This window comes from Pseudotamlana agarivorans (genome assembly GCF_018860245.1).
Taxonomy (GTDB): Bacteria; Bacteroidota; Bacteroidia; order Flavobacteriales; family Flavobacteriaceae; genus Pseudotamlana; species Pseudotamlana agarivorans_A.
This window is the reverse complement of sequence record NZ_JAHKPD010000004.1, coordinates 51964-69343: the sequence shown is the minus strand read 5'-3', so window position 1 is coordinate 69343 and position 17380 is coordinate 51964. Positions and strand designations below refer to the sequence as shown.

18 protein-coding genes and 1 other RNA gene are annotated in these 17380 nt (G+C 33.5%); 9 read left to right on the top strand and 10 right to left on the bottom strand.

The window, feature by feature from the left end; all coding sequences use genetic code 11:
• The first annotated feature begins 32 nt into the window (after nt 1-32).
• Nucleotides 33-512, top strand: a complete 480-nt coding sequence (gene msrB, locus KO493_RS00965) for a peptide-methionine (R)-S-oxide reductase MsrB (RefSeq protein ID WP_216066089.1) — start codon at nt 33-35, stop codon at nt 510-512.
• A gap of 3 nt (nt 513-515) precedes the next feature.
• Here msrB and KO493_RS00960 read toward each other — a convergent pair whose 3' ends face one another.
• Nucleotides 516-1805, bottom strand: coding sequence for an NAD(P)/FAD-dependent oxidoreductase (locus KO493_RS00960; RefSeq protein WP_216066088.1), 1290 nt, complete (start codon nt 1803-1805; stop codon nt 516-518).
• 105 nt (nt 1806-1910) lie between these two features.
• Between KO493_RS00960 and lpdA the strand changes: the two genes are divergently transcribed.
• The gene (lpdA, locus tag KO493_RS00955) at nt 1911-3302 is read left to right on the top strand and encodes a dihydrolipoyl dehydrogenase (RefSeq protein ID WP_216066087.1); all 1392 of its coding nucleotides are present in this window, start codon (nt 1911-1913) and stop codon (nt 3300-3302) included.
• A gap of 200 nt (nt 3303-3502) precedes the next feature.
• Here the strand turns inward: lpdA and aroQ are convergent, their stop codons facing one another.
• Complete coding sequence (gene aroQ, locus KO493_RS00950) at nt 3503-3916, bottom strand: type II 3-dehydroquinate dehydratase (RefSeq protein WP_216066086.1); 414 nt, start codon at nt 3914-3916, stop codon at nt 3503-3505.
• A gap of 204 nt (nt 3917-4120) precedes the next feature.
• Here aroQ and KO493_RS00945 point away from each other — a divergent pair, with 204 nt between their 5' ends.
• The gene (locus tag KO493_RS00945; RefSeq protein WP_216066085.1) at nt 4121-4903 is read left to right on the top strand and encodes a DUF481 domain-containing protein; all 783 of its coding nucleotides are present in this window, start codon (nt 4121-4123) and stop codon (nt 4901-4903) included.
• A gap of 91 nt (nt 4904-4994) precedes the next feature.
• On the opposite strand, the gene KO493_RS00940 is transcribed toward KO493_RS00945, so the two are convergent.
• A complete protein-coding gene (locus KO493_RS00940) occupies nt 4995-5489 on the bottom strand; it encodes a hypothetical protein (protein WP_216066084.1) in 495 nt (164 codons plus the stop codon).
• Between the two features lie 194 nt (nt 5490-5683).
• On the opposite strand from KO493_RS00940, the gene KO493_RS00935 reads away from it, so the two are divergent.
• The gene (locus tag KO493_RS00935; RefSeq protein ID WP_216066083.1) at nt 5684-6580 is read left to right on the top strand and encodes a site-specific tyrosine recombinase; all 897 of its coding nucleotides are present in this window, start codon (nt 5684-5686) and stop codon (nt 6578-6580) included.
• A gap of 262 nt (nt 6581-6842) precedes the next feature.
• On the opposite strand, the gene rny is transcribed toward KO493_RS00935, so the two are convergent.
• The 4 genes from rny to KO493_RS00915 form a co-directional block, all read right to left on the bottom strand.
• The gene (rny, locus tag KO493_RS00930) at nt 6843-8417 is read right to left on the bottom strand and encodes a ribonuclease Y (protein ID WP_216066082.1); all 1575 of its coding nucleotides are present in this window, start codon (nt 8415-8417) and stop codon (nt 6843-6845) included.
• Between the two features lie 59 nt (nt 8418-8476).
• Nucleotides 8477-8602: non-coding RNA, 6S RNA (gene ssrS, locus KO493_RS00925), on the bottom strand.
• A gap of 64 nt (nt 8603-8666) precedes the next feature.
• Nucleotides 8667-8954, bottom strand: coding sequence for a cell division protein ZapA (locus tag KO493_RS00920; RefSeq protein ID WP_216066081.1), 288 nt, complete (start codon nt 8952-8954; stop codon nt 8667-8669).
• A 15-nt stretch (nt 8955-8969) separates the two neighbouring features.
• On the bottom strand, nt 8970-9260 hold the full coding sequence (locus tag KO493_RS00915; protein ID WP_216066080.1) for a hypothetical protein: 291 nt from the start codon (nt 9258-9260) through the stop codon (nt 8970-8972).
• A 178-nt stretch (nt 9261-9438) separates the two neighbouring features.
• Between KO493_RS00915 and KO493_RS00910 the strand changes: the two genes are divergently transcribed.
• Entirely contained in the window at nt 9439-11124 is a 1686-nt protein-coding gene (locus tag KO493_RS00910; protein WP_216066079.1) for a M23 family metallopeptidase, read from the top strand.
• 12 nt (nt 11125-11136) lie between these two features.
• Entirely contained in the window at nt 11137-13596 is a 2460-nt protein-coding gene (locus tag KO493_RS00905) for a TonB-dependent receptor (protein WP_252723124.1), read from the top strand.
• Here KO493_RS00905 and KO493_RS00900 read toward each other — a convergent pair.
• Entirely contained in the window at nt 13593-14738 is a 1146-nt protein-coding gene (locus tag KO493_RS00900) for a cysteine desulfurase family protein (RefSeq protein ID WP_216066078.1), read from the bottom strand. The genes KO493_RS00905 and KO493_RS00900 overlap by 4 nt on opposite strands.
• A 109-nt stretch (nt 14739-14847) precedes the next feature.
• Between KO493_RS00900 and KO493_RS00895 the strand changes: the two genes are divergently transcribed.
• The gene (locus KO493_RS00895) at nt 14848-15762 is read left to right on the top strand and encodes a hypothetical protein (protein ID WP_216066077.1); all 915 of its coding nucleotides are present in this window, start codon (nt 14848-14850) and stop codon (nt 15760-15762) included.
• Here the strand turns inward: KO493_RS00895 and KO493_RS00890 are convergent.
• Entirely contained in the window at nt 15759-16319 is a 561-nt protein-coding gene (locus KO493_RS00890) for a Smr/MutS family protein (RefSeq protein ID WP_216066076.1), read from the bottom strand. The two genes, KO493_RS00895 and KO493_RS00890, sit on opposite strands and share 4 nt — an antisense overlap.
• Complete coding sequence (locus KO493_RS00885) at nt 16316-16513, bottom strand: hypothetical protein (protein WP_216066075.1); 198 nt, start codon at nt 16511-16513, stop codon at nt 16316-16318. The genes KO493_RS00890 and KO493_RS00885 overlap by 4 nt, the downstream gene beginning before the upstream one ends.
• Nucleotides 16514-16713: 200 nt before the next feature.
• Here KO493_RS00885 and KO493_RS00880 point away from each other — a divergent pair, with 200 nt between their 5' ends.
• Both KO493_RS00880 and KO493_RS00875 read left to right on the top strand, forming a co-directional pair.
• Nucleotides 16714-16995: a DUF2752 domain-containing protein gene (locus KO493_RS00880; protein WP_216066074.1), complete on the top strand. Its 282-nt coding sequence runs from the start codon at nt 16714-16716 to the stop codon at nt 16993-16995.
• 10 nt (nt 16996-17005) lie between these two features.
• Nucleotides 17006-17338 carry a CCC motif membrane protein gene (locus KO493_RS00875; RefSeq protein WP_216066073.1) on the top strand — a complete coding sequence of 111 codons (333 nt, stop codon included), beginning with the start codon at nt 17006-17008 and terminating at the stop codon, nt 17336-17338.
• Nucleotides 17339-17380 lie beyond the last annotated feature (42 nt).

Here is a 17380-nt window from a genome sequence, read left to right as displayed (position 1 = left end):
ACTGAAGTAAGTGAAAATCAAAACTATATTTTATGAATAAGATATTAATCGTATTTGCCCTACTTCTTTTTAACTGCAATTCTTCTGCTCAGAAACAGAAAACCGAGACTGAAAACACTTATAAAATTAATAAAACTGAAGCACAATGGCGTGCACAATTAACAGACATGGAATTTCACGTTTTAAGGGAGGCTGGAACGGAGCGTCCGTTTAGTAGTCCATTTAATTCTAACAAAAAAGTGGGTATTTACGCATGTAAAGCCTGTAAAACGCCTTTATTTAAAAGCGAACATAAATATGATTCTGGTTCAGGGTGGCCAAGTTTCGACAGAGAAATAGAAGGAAATGTTGCGTTTTCAACAGATAAAGATTTAGGTTACACAAGAACCGAAGAGCATTGTGCTACTTGCGGCGGACATTTAGGTCATGTTTTTAAAGATGGCCCACGAGACACCACTGGTGAACGTCATTGTATAAATGGTGTATCTTTAACTTTTATACCTAAAGAGTAACTTTTATTTATTTTCCTTCAACTTTTTCTTATACGGCCTAATAATTAACCGTGCTTCGCGATCGAAACGAATATAATTGTACACCCAGTTTACAAAAACTACCATGCGATTTCGAAATCCGATTAAAAAAAACAAATGCACGAACATCCAAACATACCAAGCAAAAACACCTTGAAATTTAAAGTTTTTCATATCGACCACCGCTTTATTTCTTCCAATAGTTGCCATAGAACCTTTATCCTTATACTTAAAAGGTTTCATAGGTTTGTCTTCTAATAAACGAAGCATATTATCTCCTAATTGCTGACCTTGCTGAATGGCTGGTTGCGCCATCATAGGAAAACCAGCAGGGAATTCATCGGAAACCATACAAGCAATATCTCCAATTGCAAAAATATTTTCAAACCCATTAATTTGATTATATTCATTCACTAAAATGCGATTTCCTCGTGTAACAAAAGCCTCATCATCCAAACCTTTTATTATAGCCCCTTGAACACCAGCTGCCCACACCAAAGTTTCGGTTCTAAAACTTAATTCACTATTTGTAGTCGCCGTTGTACCGTCGTAATTGGTAATACGTAAATTTTTCCAAACAATAACTCCTAATTTCTCTAAGAACTCCTCGGCTTTTTCAGATGCTTCAACACTCATCCCTTTTAGTAAACAATCACTCGATTGCACTAAATTTATTTGAGCCATTCGAGTATCTAAATCGGGGTAATCTTTTGGTAAAATACCTTTTTTAATTTCCGCCAAAGCGCCTGCCAATTCAACACCAGTAGGACCACCACCAACGATTACAAAATTCATCAAGGCATTACGTTCATTGAGATCTGAAGTCAACAATGCATCTTCAAAATTTTCAAGAATTAAACTCCTAAGATCTAAAGATTGTGGGATCGTTTTCATAGCCATGCTATGCTTCTCAATCTCCGAATTTCCAAAATAATTGGTTTTAGAACCCGAAGCCACCACCAAATAATCAAAACTTAATGTACCTATATTCGTTTTTAGATCATTATTTTCACTATCAATAGATTCCACATCCGCCAGTCTGAAATAAAAATTAGGGAAGTTTTTTAAAATTTTCCGAATAGGATAGGCTATAGAATCAGGTTCTAAACCTCCAGTAGATACCTGATAAAGCAAAGGTTGAAAGTTGTGATAGTTATTCCTATCTAAGAGTACAACTTGCACTTCTTGCTTCGATAATTTTCTAGCTAATGCGATTCCAGCAAAACCTCCACCTATAATAACAATTCGAGGATTACTTGTTCTTGGTATATTCATATATTAAAACTTCATAACAAAGGTAAGATAAAGATGTAAAAATTAGCATTTCAATATTCCATATTCGGTTTCGATTTCGTAAATTCGTATCCTAAAAATTAACACATGAGTAAATACGACATCATCATTATTGGAAGTGGTCCTGGAGGATATGTAACAGGAATTAGAGCATCGCAACTTGGCTTTAAAGTCGCGATTGTAGAAAAAGAAAACCTTGGAGGAATTTGTCTAAACTGGGGCTGTATTCCTACAAAAGCTTTATTAAAAAGTGCTCAAGTTTATGACTATTTAAAACACGTTGATGAATACGGATTGAAAGCAGAAGCGATCGATAAAGATTTTGATGCTGTTATTAAACGTAGTCGCGGTGTAGCTGAAGGCATGAGTAAAGGTGTTCAGTTTTTAATGAAGAAAAACAAAATCGATATCATTAAAGGTTTTGGGAAAATTAAAACTGGAAAGAAAGTAGATGTAACTGCCGAAGACGGAACAGTAACAGAATATAGTGCAGATAATATAATTATTGCAACAGGCGCACGTTCTCGTGAATTACCAAGTTTACCACAAGACGGTAAAAAAGTAATTGGATACCGTCAAGCCATGTCTTTACCAAAACAACCAAAGAAAATGATTGTTGTTGGTTCTGGAGCAATTGGTGTAGAATTTGCACATTTCTATAATTCTATGGGTACGGAAGTAACTATTGTTGAATTTATGCCAAACGTTGTACCTGTTGAAGATATCGATGTTTCTAAAGCATTTGCTAGCTCTTTAAAGAAATCTGGAATTAATGTAATGACAAATTCTTCTGTAGAATCTGTTGACACTTCTGGAGAAGGTGTTGTTGCTAAAGTAAAAACTAAAAAAGGAGAAGAAACTCTGGAAGCTGATATTTTATTATCTGCTGTAGGTATCAAATCTAACATTGAAAACATAGGTTTAGAAGATGTTGGAATTGTTGTTGATAGGGATAAAATCTTAGTTAACGATTTCTACCAAACAAACATCCCTGGTTATTATGCCATTGGTGATGTGGTTCCAGGTCAAGCCTTAGCTCACGTTGCTTCTGCTGAAGGAATTACTTGTGTTGAGAAATTAGCAGGATTACATACAGAAGCTATCGATTACGGAAACGTTCCTGGGTGTACTTACGCATCTCCTGAAATTGCATCAGTTGGTTTAACCGAAGCTAAAGCCCTTGAAGAAGGTTACGATATTAAAGTTGGAAAATTCCCTTTCTCTGCTTCTGGAAAAGCGACAGCTGCTGGAACTAAAGAAGGTTTTGTTAAAGTAATTTTCGATGCTAAATATGGTGAATGGTTAGGTTGCCACATGATTGGTGCTGGAGTTACCGATATGATTGCTGAAGCTGTATTAGGTAGAAAATTAGAAACTACTGGTCATGAAGTATTAAAAACAATCCATCCTCACCCAACGATGAGTGAAGCGGTTATGGAAGCTGTTGCTGATGCTTATGATGAAGTGATTCACTTATAAAAGAAGCCCTCCTAGCCTCCCCAAGAGGGGAGAAACTTTAACTCGGACGGGTTTATATATTAAAAAATGCGATTCAAAATTGAATCGCATTTTTTTATGCTTTATTTTCTCAAAAAATAATGAAAAGTATATCTACTGGGCATTAAAGCGTATGAGTAAGAGTCCCTCCCCGCCTGGGGAGGCTAGGTGGGGCTTTTGGCTTATATACTCTGAATCGCCAATTCATAGCTCTGCATTCCAAAACCTAAAATCACCCCTTTAGCATTTGGTGAGATATAGGATTGGTGTCTAAATTCTTCTCTACTAAATGTATTCGAAATATGCACTTCTACCACAGGAGTCTCAATGCCTTTAATGGCATCACCAATAGCAACGGAAGTGTGTGTATAAGCCCCAGCATTCAAAATCACACCATCATAACTAAACCCAACTTCATGAAGCTTATTAATAAGTTCGCCTTCTACATTAGACTGATAATAACTCAGATCCACATGTGTATATTTGGATTTAAGTGTCTCCAAATAGGCCGTAAAAGTCTGGCTTCCATATATCTCAGGCTCTCTTTTACCTAATAAATTAAGATTTGGCCCATTTATAATAATTATTTTTTTCATATATTTCACTTAAATTGATGGTAAAAATACAAAAGTTAAACTATAATAAAAGACTAGTCCTACTACAGTTTTTCATTTTTAAAATTTTCATTTTTACAGTATTTTTTAGTTCAAAATAATCTGGGGGTCGTATATTTATATAAGATTTTTAACTTCAATTAAATTAAAAACACTAATCACCATCAAAAAAGTAAGTTTATATTAATGAAATGTATCCTTTATATAGTCGTATTCACTATAAGCAGTTGGGGGTATGCTCAAATTTTTAATATTGAAAATTTTGTAATAGCAAAAGACACGATAGGCTTTTCAGGTGGCATTGATATCAACATCTCCCTTGTTAAAAACACAAAAACAAATTTTAGTTTTAATAATTATGCTTATGTCGAATATAGAAAACACAAGCATTTACTTACTTTAACGTCGCATATTCATATAAAACGGGTAGATCATGAAGACGATATCAATAATAATTCACTTTTACTTAAATATGATTACCAAGCCCGTAAACATTTATTTTTAGAAAGCTTCGTTCAAAATTACACCAATCAAGTCACTAAAATTGATAATAGAATCATGGTTGGTTCTGGTGCTCGTTTTCAGTTTGTTGAGAGCAAAAAATTCATGTACTCCTTTGGATCGTATTTGATGTACGTTTACGAACATGAAGATGACAACAACGACGACGATGACCATGATGGTGACTTACCTACCATAAACCATCATGATTTTAGGCTAGGCCTTTACTTATCTGCAGTTTATGATTTCAAAGAAAATATTTCTTTTAAACTAGCGACTTTTTACCAGCCTGAAATCACATATATAAAAGATTATAGATTCGACCTTATGGGAAGAGCCTCTATTAAAATCCTTAAAAATCTTGATTTTAATATCTCTTATATATTAAATTTAGATTCTAACCCTGCTAAAGACATTCCAACAACACAATACCAATTATTAAATGGCTTGTCTTATACCTTCAAATAAACGAATGTATCAGAAACCAGTAAATTTAGGGCATAAAAAAACCGAAGCACATGTACTTCGGTTTTCTATATACTTATATTTGTTTACATTTCTAGAACTGGAATAAAATACCACAATTTAAAATGCCATAATTTATATAATCAGAAATACTTTCATAAGATACGAAAAGTTCTATTCTATTAGCTAAGTCAACTGATACAACTGGTTTAAAGTATAAGCCTCCATCTAAAAAATCAGAAAGAGGAATAGCGTAGCCTAAATCAATACCACCAGATATCATTCCGAATAATTTAATTCTTGCTGCTCCAGCTACTGGTAAAAACAAAGAATCTTCACTTTGAAATGTACCAAGAACCGTATCATATTCCTTTCCAAAAAAGTTTCTAAATCCAGCCGTACCACCAATAGAAATAAGGTCATCAATATCTGTAAAATAAAAATACGCATCTGCTCCTACAGCTACGGAATAAAAATCGGAGGCATCACCTACAGGAATCCCTAATGAACCTCCTATTTTAAAAGTTTGAGCATTCATTGCTCCAAAAGTGAATAAAGCAATCACTGCTGTAATTAATAATTTTTTCATAATGAATTAATTTTAATAGTTTACCCTATTAAAGTAATACATTTATGAATAATAACATTTACCCTAATGTCAACTTATTAACAATTTTACAAACAAAATCAAATTAGAGCGCTTATAATCAACTATATACAAAACAAAAAATAGTAATCTATATGAATTTATTCTCATAAACCTATTTTAGTTAAATTTACCACATGACATGGGAACAAGCACTTAAAGATTATCAATTGTATTTAAAAATTGAACGGGGTTTATCACTCAACTCAATAAACAACTATGTATTAGATGTGAAAAAATTGATAGTTTTTTTAGAGAAAAACGGCTTTTCAACTTCACCTCTCACTACAACTACTGAAGTTATACAACAATTCATATATGACGCTGCAAAACACATCAATGAACGATCACAATCTCGCTTAATTTCTGGTCTCCGCAGTTTTTTTAGCTATTTAATTTTTGAAGATTACATACAATCTAACCCTTTAGAACTTATTGAAAGTCCGAAAATAGGCAGAAAACTTCCCGATACTTTATCTGAGGAAGAAATAGACACCATTATTAGTGCTATCGATTTGAGTAAATCTGAAGGTGAACGTAATAGAGCTATGCTTGAAACCCTTTACGGATGTGGTTTACGTGTTAGTGAACTTATTAATTTAAAGCTATCAGATCTATTTTTTGATGAAGGTTTTATAAAAGTTACAGGAAAGGGAGATAAACAACGTTTTGTACCTATCGTTGATGTTACTCAAAAATACATTAACATCTATAGAACCGAAATAAGAAATCACCTTAATATTCAGGCGGGTTTTGAAGACACTCTTTTTTTGAACCGACGCGGAAAACAATTAACTAGAGCTATGGTATTTACCATTATTAAGCAACTCGTTAAAAAAATAGGTTTGAAAAAAAATGTATCACCTCATACTTTTAGACACTCTTTTGCCACTCACTTATTACAAAACGATGCCGATTTAAGGTCTATTCAACTCATGTTGGGACATGAAAGCATTACAACAACTGAAATTTATGTACACCTCGATAGAAGTCATCTCACTGAAGTTGTAGAGAAGTATCACCCTAGGAAATAGTTATTGGTTGTTGGTTAATGGTTAATGGTTAATTTGCTGAAAATTTTAATTTTGGTAAAATACTTTAACACTAAACTTACGGAACCTCATTAGAATAGATATGAGTCTCTTTATGTCCCCCAAAAACGAGTTCAGGGTGACGTAAGCAATCGGTGAAACCTATGTCTACAAAAATTCCTATAAAACAAAAAGTCCAGCAATTCGCTAGACCTTCTACTTTATTTTGATGAGATGCTTTCCTGCGAAGGCATTTAGTATTTTATTACTTCGCGATATTCACGGCTCTTGTTTCACGAATTACCGTTACCTTCACTTGTCCTGGATAGGTCATATCCGTTTGAACTTTTTGAGAAATACTAAATGATAATTCAGAAGCTTTTTGATCGTCAACTTTTTCACTTTCAACAATAACTCTTAATTCTCTACCAGCTTGGATTGCATATGCTTTTTTAACACCTGAAAAACCAAATGCAATTTCCTCTAAGTCTTTTAAACGTTGAATATAACTATCTAAAACTTGACGTCTTGCTCCTGGTCTTGCTCCTGATATAGCATCACAAACTTGTATAATTGGTGCTAATAAGGATTTCATTTCGATTTCATCATGGTGCGCTCCAATCGCATTACATACATCGTCTTTCTCATTAAACTTCTCAGCCCACTGCATACCTAAAATAGCGTGAGGTGTTTCCATGTCTGCTTCAGCATCTGGCACTTTTCCAATATCATGTAATAATCCTGCTCGTTTAGCTAGTTTTGGGTTCAAACCTAATTCCGCAGCCATCACGCCACATAATTTAGCTACTTCACGCGAGTGCTGTAATAGGTTTTGACCATAAGAAGAACGGTATTTCATTCTTCCTACCATTTTAATAAGCTCTGGATGCAGGTTATGGATCCCTAAATCGATAACAGTACGCTTACCTACTTCAATAATTTCCTGCTCGATTTGCTTCTGAGTTTTCTTAACAACTTCTTCAATACGTGCCGGGTGAATTCTTCCGTCGGTAACCAATTTATGTAAGGATAAACGTGCAACTTCTCTTCTAACAGAATCGAAACACGATAAAATAATCGCTTCTGGCGTATCATCTACAATAATCTCAACACCAGTTGCCGCTTCAATGGCTCTAATATTTCGACCTTCACGACCAATTATACGCCCTTTCACATCGTCTGATTCTATATTAAATACAGACACACAATTATCAACGGCCTCCTCTGTACCAATTCGTTGAATGGTATTAATAATAACTTTCTTAGCGTCTTGTTCGGCTGTTAACTTAGCTTCCTCTAAAGAACTTTGAATGTATGCCATAGCATCATTTTTGGCTTCACCTTTTAAAGACTCTACCAACTGCTCTTTAGCTTCTTCAGCAGAAAGACTAGAAATTACCTCAAGTTGTTGTACTTGACTTTTATGTAATCGATCTACTTCTTCTTGCTTCTTTTCAACCACGTCAAGTCTGTGGTTGTAATTTTTTATTTTACTTTCAAGCGTATCATTAAGTTTTTTAGATTTTGACAGCTCACTTGAAACCTGAGATTCTTTGTCACGAGTACGCTTTTCGGCATCAGCCATTTTCTTATCACGCGTTAAAATCACTTTTTCATGCTCAGACTTAAGTTCTATAAACTTTTCTTTAGCCTGAAGTATTTTATCTTTTTTAAGACTTTCACCTTCACTTTTTGCTTCTTTAAGTATTAAAGTGGCACTTTTTTTCGCTTCTTTAACAAGTTTTGAAGCATTATTTTTTTCTAGTGTCTTTGCTATTATAAAACCTATTACCAGGCCTAAAATGACACCACCTACTGCAAATATAATTGAGTTATCCATCGTTGAGTTAGTTGATTTTCATATATAAAAAAAGCCTACACCAGTATAAGATTTTGTATAAACTCCTTAAAAACAAGTTTAGGGTTAACAAGCTGATCAAGGGTCTGTTCAATATTAAAATAAATTAATACAACAGCATGCTTTTACAACTTAAACTCACCCTTTTTAAAGAATTAACGTTGAGTTTATCAAAAATAAATAACCAATGTAGGCAGTAACTTTTAGTTTATTTAAAGAACGTTTTAGAGACTATAAATGCGAATTCAACAAGGTATTTAAAGCTATAAGCTTTTCTTCCACATGTTCAGACACATTTGCTTTATCTATAGATTTCTGTTCAACTTGAGCAGCAAATTGTAAGGCGCACATGGCCAATACATCTTGCTTATCTCGAACAGAATAACTTTGCTCAAATTGTTTTATCATAGTTTCAATGTTTTTAGCTGCTTTTCGTAAACCTTCCTCTTGACTTGCTTCAATAGTTAAGGGGTATACACGATTAGCTATAGATAGCTTTATTTTAAGCTTTTCTGACATTGAATTTATCTAGCTTTAATCGGAGAGTTGAGCAATACAATGGTCTATATCTCGAATTAATGCATTTATTTTAAGCTTTGTTTCTCTTTTATTATCGTCACTACCAAGAATTGAATTTGCCATTTTTAGGGCTTCATATTTTTCTTCCCAGTTAACAATTTCTGTTTTTTGAGTTGAAATTTCTTTTTTCGAATCCTCTAATTCTTCTGATAATTTCGAATTAGCAAGCTTCAAAAGCTCCATTTTTTGTAATAATTTACCAATCTTGCTTTCTAACGAATCTACAATATCTTCAATATTACTCATTTACAATTTTCAATACTTATCTCACAAAGTTAAGCTTCCTACGCATAAATAACAATTGTTTTCTAATAAAATTTCAAAAAGCCATTTTACGTTATGCTATGTAAACAGTGACTTGATTTTTGTTTTATTCTTTGCTTTTTAATGCTGTGATTGATATTTTAGCCGTAATACTTTCTCTATGCGAATAATAACTTTAGTCCTATTTATTTTTTCTTTATTCTGTAATGCTCAAAATAATTATCCACAAGATTATTTTGACAGTCCTCTTGAGGTACCAATAGTTTTATCGGGTACTTTTGCTGAGTTACGCTCAAATCATTTTCACTCTGGAATGGACATAAAAACCCAAGGTCACACAGGTTTAAATGTTCTCGCCTCGGCCGATGGCTTTATAAGTCGCATAAAAATTTCTCATTGGGGCTACGGAAAAGCCCTATACATCACCCACCCTAACGGCTACACAACCGTATATGGTCATTTACTAAAATTTGCTCCAGAAATTGAAGCTTATGTTAAAAAAATGCAATATGAAAAGGAATCTTATGAAATAGAACTTTTTCCTAATGCCAGCGATATCGATGTTAAAAAAGGAGCTCTTATCGCTTATAGCGGAAATTCAGGGGGGTCTGGTGGGCCGCATTTACATTTTGAGATACGCGATAAAGAAGAACGCCCAATGAATCCTATGCTTTTTGGAATTGATAGTAAGGACAGTACAAACCCGGTTGTAAAATCTATTTATGTTTACCCCTTGGATGACAATTCGTTTGTTAACAGTTCAAACCATAAACAAAAGCTCTCGTTGGCTCCATTAAAAGGTGGTGACTATACAACCAAAACCATTAATGCTATAGGGAATATTGGTTTTGGAATTGAAACAATAGACCGACTCGATTTGGCTCCTAATTCCAATGGCGTATATAATATTGAGTCCTTTGTAAATGGAAGTAAAAACTATGAGCTTGATTTTAAACGCTTTTCTTTCAGTGAAACAAAGCACATTAATCAACTTATAGATTACGAGAAATATACATCCTCAAAAAAGCGCATTCAAAAATTATTCAAAATTAATAATCCGTTAAGCATTATAAAGCCAATTATAAATAACGGTATGATAGAAGTTCTAGATAAGACTAGTGTGGTTTATAAAATTCGTGTTTCAGATTTTGAAAGCAATTCTTCTTGGGTTACCATCCATATTAATGGAGAAAAAGACAGTACTTCGATGGCTGAAACAGAAAAAATCACGCCTTACTACATACATAATAATCAAACTACCAACTTAAAAGAAGGTCGTATTTCTGTTGATTTTTATAAGGATACATTTTATGAAGATTTCTATTTAGATTTTGAGGTTAAAAACGATACCGTTAAACTTCATGAAGATATTAAGGCCACAAAGAAGAATTTTAATATAACCTTCGATGTGAGCCATTATACTAAAGCAGACCAAAACAAGTTATACATTGCACAACTTGTAGGTCGTCATAAATATCCTAGTTATACTTCAACAAAACGAAAAGATAATTTACTTATAGGAAGCTCAAAAACACTTGGGCTATATACTTTAGCTTTTGACACAATTACTCCAAAAATCTATGGTTCTAATTTTAAAAATGAACAATGGATAAGCAACTATAATTATTTAAAAATTAAAATTGACGATAAAGAATCTGGCATTTCAAATTACAGAGCCACAATGAATGGTGAGTGGATATTAATGGAGTACGACTATAAAACTAAAACCCTAACCTATGATTTTAGTGATGCTGTGATTTCTGAAACTAAAAATAATTTAAAGCTTATTGTAACCGATAATGTGGGAAATAATTCTACTTTTGAAGCGTTATTTTACCGAAAATAAACCAACATTCCTTTGAGAACTAAACTTTTACTAACCACTTCCATATTTTTCATCATTATTACAGTTGGTTTTGCCCAAACTGCAACGATAAAAGGTGTTATTCTAGATGAAAACAATTTACCTGTTGAAAAGGTAAGTATTAAACACAATACAAACGGAACTGAAACCAATGCTAATGGATTCTACACCTTAACTATCCCAGCAAATCAGGATGTTTCTATAGGTTTTACTCATCTTTCTTATAAAACCATTCAAACTACTTTTAATTTAAAAAACGGGGAGAATTTCGAGTTTAACCCTATAATGAATTCTTCCATTGAACAGATTGCAACGGTCGTTATTAATAGTGGACAGCGTAAGGAGGTACAAGGTATTGTAACATTAAACCCTGAAGCAATTAGAAAAATTCCAGGAGCAAATGCTGGTGTAGAAAATTTACTTCTAACGCTTCCTGGAGTAAGTAACAACAATGAATTAAGTACCCAGTATTCTGTAAGAGGTGGAAACTATGACGAAAACCTGGTATATGTAAATGATATTGAGGTTTATCGTCCGTTTTTAATACGATCGGGGCAGCAGGAAGGGCTTAGTTTTGTAAATACAAATATGGTTAAGAACGTTGATTTTTCAGCTGGAGGTTTTCAAGCAAAATATGGAGACAAACTTTCTTCTGTGTTAGACATCACTTATAAAACCCCTTTTCAATTTGAAGCGAACGCCGATGTAAGCTTACTTGGAGCTAGTGTTTCTATTGAAAACATGAGTAAAGACTCCAAATTTTCAGCTATTGTTGGGGCACGTTACCGAGATAATAGTTTGCTTGTTAATGCGAAAGAAACCGAAACCAATTTTAAGCCTGCCTTTGGTGATATTCAAGGTTATTTTACTTATAAATTTTCTAATAAATTTCATTTAAGCTTCTTAGGGAATGCTTCTTTAAATAAGTACAATTACGAACCAAAAACACGACAAACTAACTTTGGTACACTAACAGACCCTATGGCTTTATTGGTGTATTATGACGGACAAGAAAAAGACCAGTACCAAACTTTATTTGGTGCTTTTAAGGGAACATATTTTGCGAATGACGATTTAACCTTACACTTAATTGCTTCGATGTACAATACACAAGAGCAAGAACATTTTGATATTTTGGCACAATATCGATTAGGAGAGGTAAATGCGAACATTGGTGATGAAAATTTAGGTGAAGTTGAATATAGTGAAGGAATTGGTGGACAACTTACCCACGGAAGAAACGATTTAGATGCCCTTATAACAAACATTGAACATAAAGGAAATTTTAAAATCGAAGAAAACCGTATCGAATGGTCTCTAAAATATACGAATGAAGATATTCGAGATCGTTTAGTAGAATGGGAAGTTATTGATTCTGCTGGATTTTCGGTTCGACCAATTACTAAACCAGCAAATGAGCAACCTTACGAGCCATATACTGGACCATTGGAACCATATACGAATGTAAGAGCAACCAATCACACGCAAATTAACAGAATCCAAGCCTATGCCCAATGGAGTAAGCGCAGCGAAATAGGATCCAACGAAGTTTGGTATAATGCTGGTATACGTATGCAAAATTGGACAGTTAGTGGTGAAGGCATATCTACTAATAACCAAACCGTATTTAGTCCGCGTGCCCAGTTTACCATTAAACCAAACTGGGAAAAAGACATGCTTTTTAGAGTCGCAACAGGTTTATATTATCAGCCGCCATTTTACAGAGAACTTCGTGATAAGAATGGTATTATTCAACCGGATGTTAAGGCTCAAAAATCAATTCATTTAGTTTTAGGAAATGATTATAGTTTTAAAATGTGGGACCGTCCTTTTAAATTAACTTCCGAAGTTTACTATAAAAAACTAACCGATGTTAACCCTTACACTTTAGAAAATGTACGGATAAGATACCGTGCAAATAATAGTGCAGAAGCCTATGCTTATGGCTTAGATATGCGTTTAAATGGTGAATTCGTACCAGGAACAGAATCGTGGTTTAGCTTTGGATATTTAAAAACGGAAGAAAATATAGACAATAGAGGTTATATTCCAAGACCAACCGACCAACGCTTAAAGTTTGCGGCTTTATTTCAAGATTATGTACCAAATGTACCCAGTTTAAAAATGTACCTTAACCTGGTATATAATACTGGAGTGCCTGGTGGCTCGCCTAGTTATGCAGACCCATATGTATACCAATCACGTTTACCAGATTATAAACGTGCAGATTTGGGTGTACAATATGTGGTTACCGATAGAAACAAGCAATTCGATAAAGGATGGAGAAAACCATTTAAAGAATTATCCTTTGGTATAGAAATCTTTAATATTTTCGATGTTCAAAACTCCATTACAAACACATGGGTTCGAGATGTACGTAACAAACGTCAAATCGCCATTCCCAATTATTTAACGCCTCGTGTGTTTAATGTTAGAACAACCATGAAGTTTTAGTTTATCACCATCCCTTTTAAAACGTTTATCACATAATCTACTTCTTCTTTTGTATTGAAAATACTAAATGAAAAACGAAGTGATGGTTTTTGTAAATCTTTGTCCTTAAGAATTTCAGATAAGACATGAGATTTTTTGGAGCTTCCGCTTTGACAAGCACTACCTCTAGAGCATGCAACACCTTTTAAATCCAAATGGAATAAAATCATCGCGGCTTTATCTTCGTCTAATGGTAATCGTAAATTTATTAGCGTATGACTACTTAATTCAAAATCAACTGAGTTTCCATTAAAAGCAATATTAGGAATTTGAGCAATACATTTTTGAATAAAATACTGTTTTAATTCTTTTAAATATTCAATTTCTTCTTCTAGATTTTTAAAAGCGATATTCAAGGCGGTTTCCATACCCACAATACTGGGTACATTCTCAGTCCCAGCTCTCAGTCCACGCTCCTGCTCTCCTCCAATAATTATTGGTTTAAGTCCGGAGTTTTTCTTAATAAAAACAAAGCCTATACCTTTTGGTCCATGAAATTTATGTGCCGATGCTGAAATAAAATCTATTGGAATTGTTTGCAAATCTATATAATAATGCCCCACAGATTGAACCGCATCAGTATGAAATAAAGCATTATTTGCTTGACACAAGTTAGAAACACGCTTTAAATCTAAGATATTCCCAATTTCATTATTAATATGCATTAAACTCACTAAGGTTTTAGTATCTGTTTGCAGCAAACTTTCTAAGTGCTTGAAATCAATATTTCCTTTAGCGTCTAGATCAACATAACTCACCCTAATTCTACTATCCTTTTCAAGCTTTTCAACAGGATGCAAAACGGCATGGTGTTCTATTTTCGATGTAATAATATGCCTTACACTCAAATTGTTAATAGCACTATGTAACACAAAGTTATCTGCTTCGGTTCCGCCAGATGTGAAAATAATTTCACTAGCCGCCACATTTAAATGTTGCGCAATACTTTTTCGCGATTTTTCTACTAAACTTTTGGAGGATCGCCCAAAACTATGAGACGACGAGGGGTTACCAAAATTGTTTTTCATAACTTCGGAAATAGCATCAATAACTTCATCACGCATAGGTGTTGTTGCTGCATTATCAAAATAAACCTGTTGCATTTGCTTCCCTTAATTCTGTTGAAACACCAAAAGTACTTGAAATAAAATTATTATCAATATGATGTGTTATAATTTACAATTCCATTATTTTTGCTTAAAATAAAATGCCATGCGTAATCTGTTTTTTACCTTAATTTCATTGAGTTTATTATTCAACATGTCTTGTGACGATGGTGACATCATTACCATTGAATTGGATTTCGAAGACACCTATAGTAGTTGTGGTATTAATAATTTAGTATTTTACAAAACTAAGGACGCCCCTTCAGAATCACTTTCTTTAAAATTAACAGGTGTAACATTGAATGATATACTAACCGTTGATGCTGATGGTATTTTTGAAAACTCATATAGCATCAGTACTACGAACCCATTTAATTATAGAACTTATAGTAATGAGTCGCTACCAAGCGATTTGTTTTGTAATGATGTGCCTAGTTCGGCAGTATCGATTACTAAAGATATTCAAAGTACAAGTGGATTTGCCGATGTTAAAACGGTTTTAACCGAAGCAGATGATGATGGTATTCCATCCATATTAGAGGATATCAATGGAAATGGTGATTTAACAGATGATGATACCGATGGTGATGGTATTCCCAACTATATTGATTCTGATGATGATGGTGATAATATTTTAACCATAGATGAAAATCCCGACCCTAATGGTGACGGCGATTTAAGTGACGCTCAAGATACCGATAACGATGGTATCCCCGATTATTTAGATGCAGATGATGATGGTGATGGTGTTAAAACCAGAGATGAAGAAAATGATTCTCAAGATGAAAACCCTGCAAATGATGAAACCTATCCTGGTATCGCAGATTATTTAAATCCTCAAGTGGCAACACTGGTACCTGCAACAGCCTATAGAGGACATATTTATACGCAATATTATAAAGTGACTACAATTTTAAGAAATATAGACATAGAAATTTTATCGGCAGATGAAGTCGATTTTGGAGAATTAGAAAACAGCGAATTAACCAAAGTCATTATCGCGTCACCAATCTTTAATTAAGTTGAAGTTACATTTTGAAATATATAAACCTCGGTAGCTCCAAGACCATATTTTTGGTAATTGGCATCGTAATATTTTACATTATTATAACGTCCAAAAAGATACTCCAGTTCGGTTTTAAGTACGCCCTCACCAACCCCGTGAATGAATACTATTTTCTGAATACGTTTTGAAATGGCAAAATCTAATTTATGTCTTGCGGTATCAAGTTGTAGTGTAAGCATATCAAAATTACTCATCCCTCTAGCTGATTTCACTAAGTGATGAATATGTAAATCTACTTCCATTGTAGGCTCATACCTATCTTTTGCTCGCTTGTTAACTTGTTGTTTACGCTTAGGTTGTTCCTTTTCTGAAATTACCGTACTTAGGCTTGATTTAGAAAACAACCCTTTTAAAGTTTCCTCTTTATCATTTTTGACCAACTCGTAACTTTGGAAATCCAGCATAAAACCATCTTCCGTTTCAATAGAAATGGTCTCAGCTTTTATACTAACAATTGTACCAGATAAATCTTCATCGAGAACTAATACAAAATCACCTAATTTAAAACTCATACGGCATCGTCGTTATTATTTTCAATATCTTCTCGCTCCCTTTTACTAGGTACTGTTTTAGCCACCCTGTAAATACCAATCATGAGTACCACAATACCTCCAATTAATATATATTGGTTTTGATTGGCATTGGTTTTGGCATACATAGCTATAAAAGCACCTATAACTATTAAAATATAGTTTAAATATTTCATGATTTTTGAAGATTAATCCAAAAGCAAATTACGGGAAAATTTAGGATTGTTTTTTATTTTATCGATTTATTTATAGAATTCATGAACCTGGTTATTGTTTAAATTAGAAAAATGATCTTAGAAATTGTTGAATTCATATTCAACTAATCATTAAGGATCTTTTACTATTTTAGCCATTCGTTTGGCTAGAAAAAATTTTAATGAAAGAATACATGCTCCCTTGTTTAAATAAAAAGTATTTAGGTTTCGAATGCCTTGGTTGTGGTATACAAAGAGCTATAGCCTTTATTTTAGATGGTGATTTTATAGCAGCCTTTAAAATGTATCCTGCCATTTATACACTTATTCTACTTTTTGGGGTAATTGCAATTCATGCCAAAACAAACTTTAAATACGGAAACAAGATAATAACCACCTTAGCTATACTTAATGGTTTTATTATTGTTACCAGCTTTATCATAAAAACCTTTATCACTAAATAATTAATTTATTATGGAACAAAAAAAATTACCAAACTCAACATTAATCTTAATATTTGGAATATTATCAATTCCATTTTTCTGCTGCTACGGCTTTATAAGTATTATTCTTGGAATAGTCGCCATCATATTAGCGAGTAAAGCCTCTAAAATCTATGCTGAAAATCCCGATATGTATTCCGGTTATCAAAATGTGAAAGTTGGTAAAATACTAGCCATTATTGGTGTTGTTTTAGGTATACTCTTTATTGCGTTTATGGCTTGGATGGTGTCTTATTTCGGTATGGAAGCGCTACAAGATGAAGATTTAATGCGTGAAAAAATGCAAGAATTATTGGGTGAATAATACCCTAAAAAGATTCCTATTAAAAAAGTTGGTATGACTTAT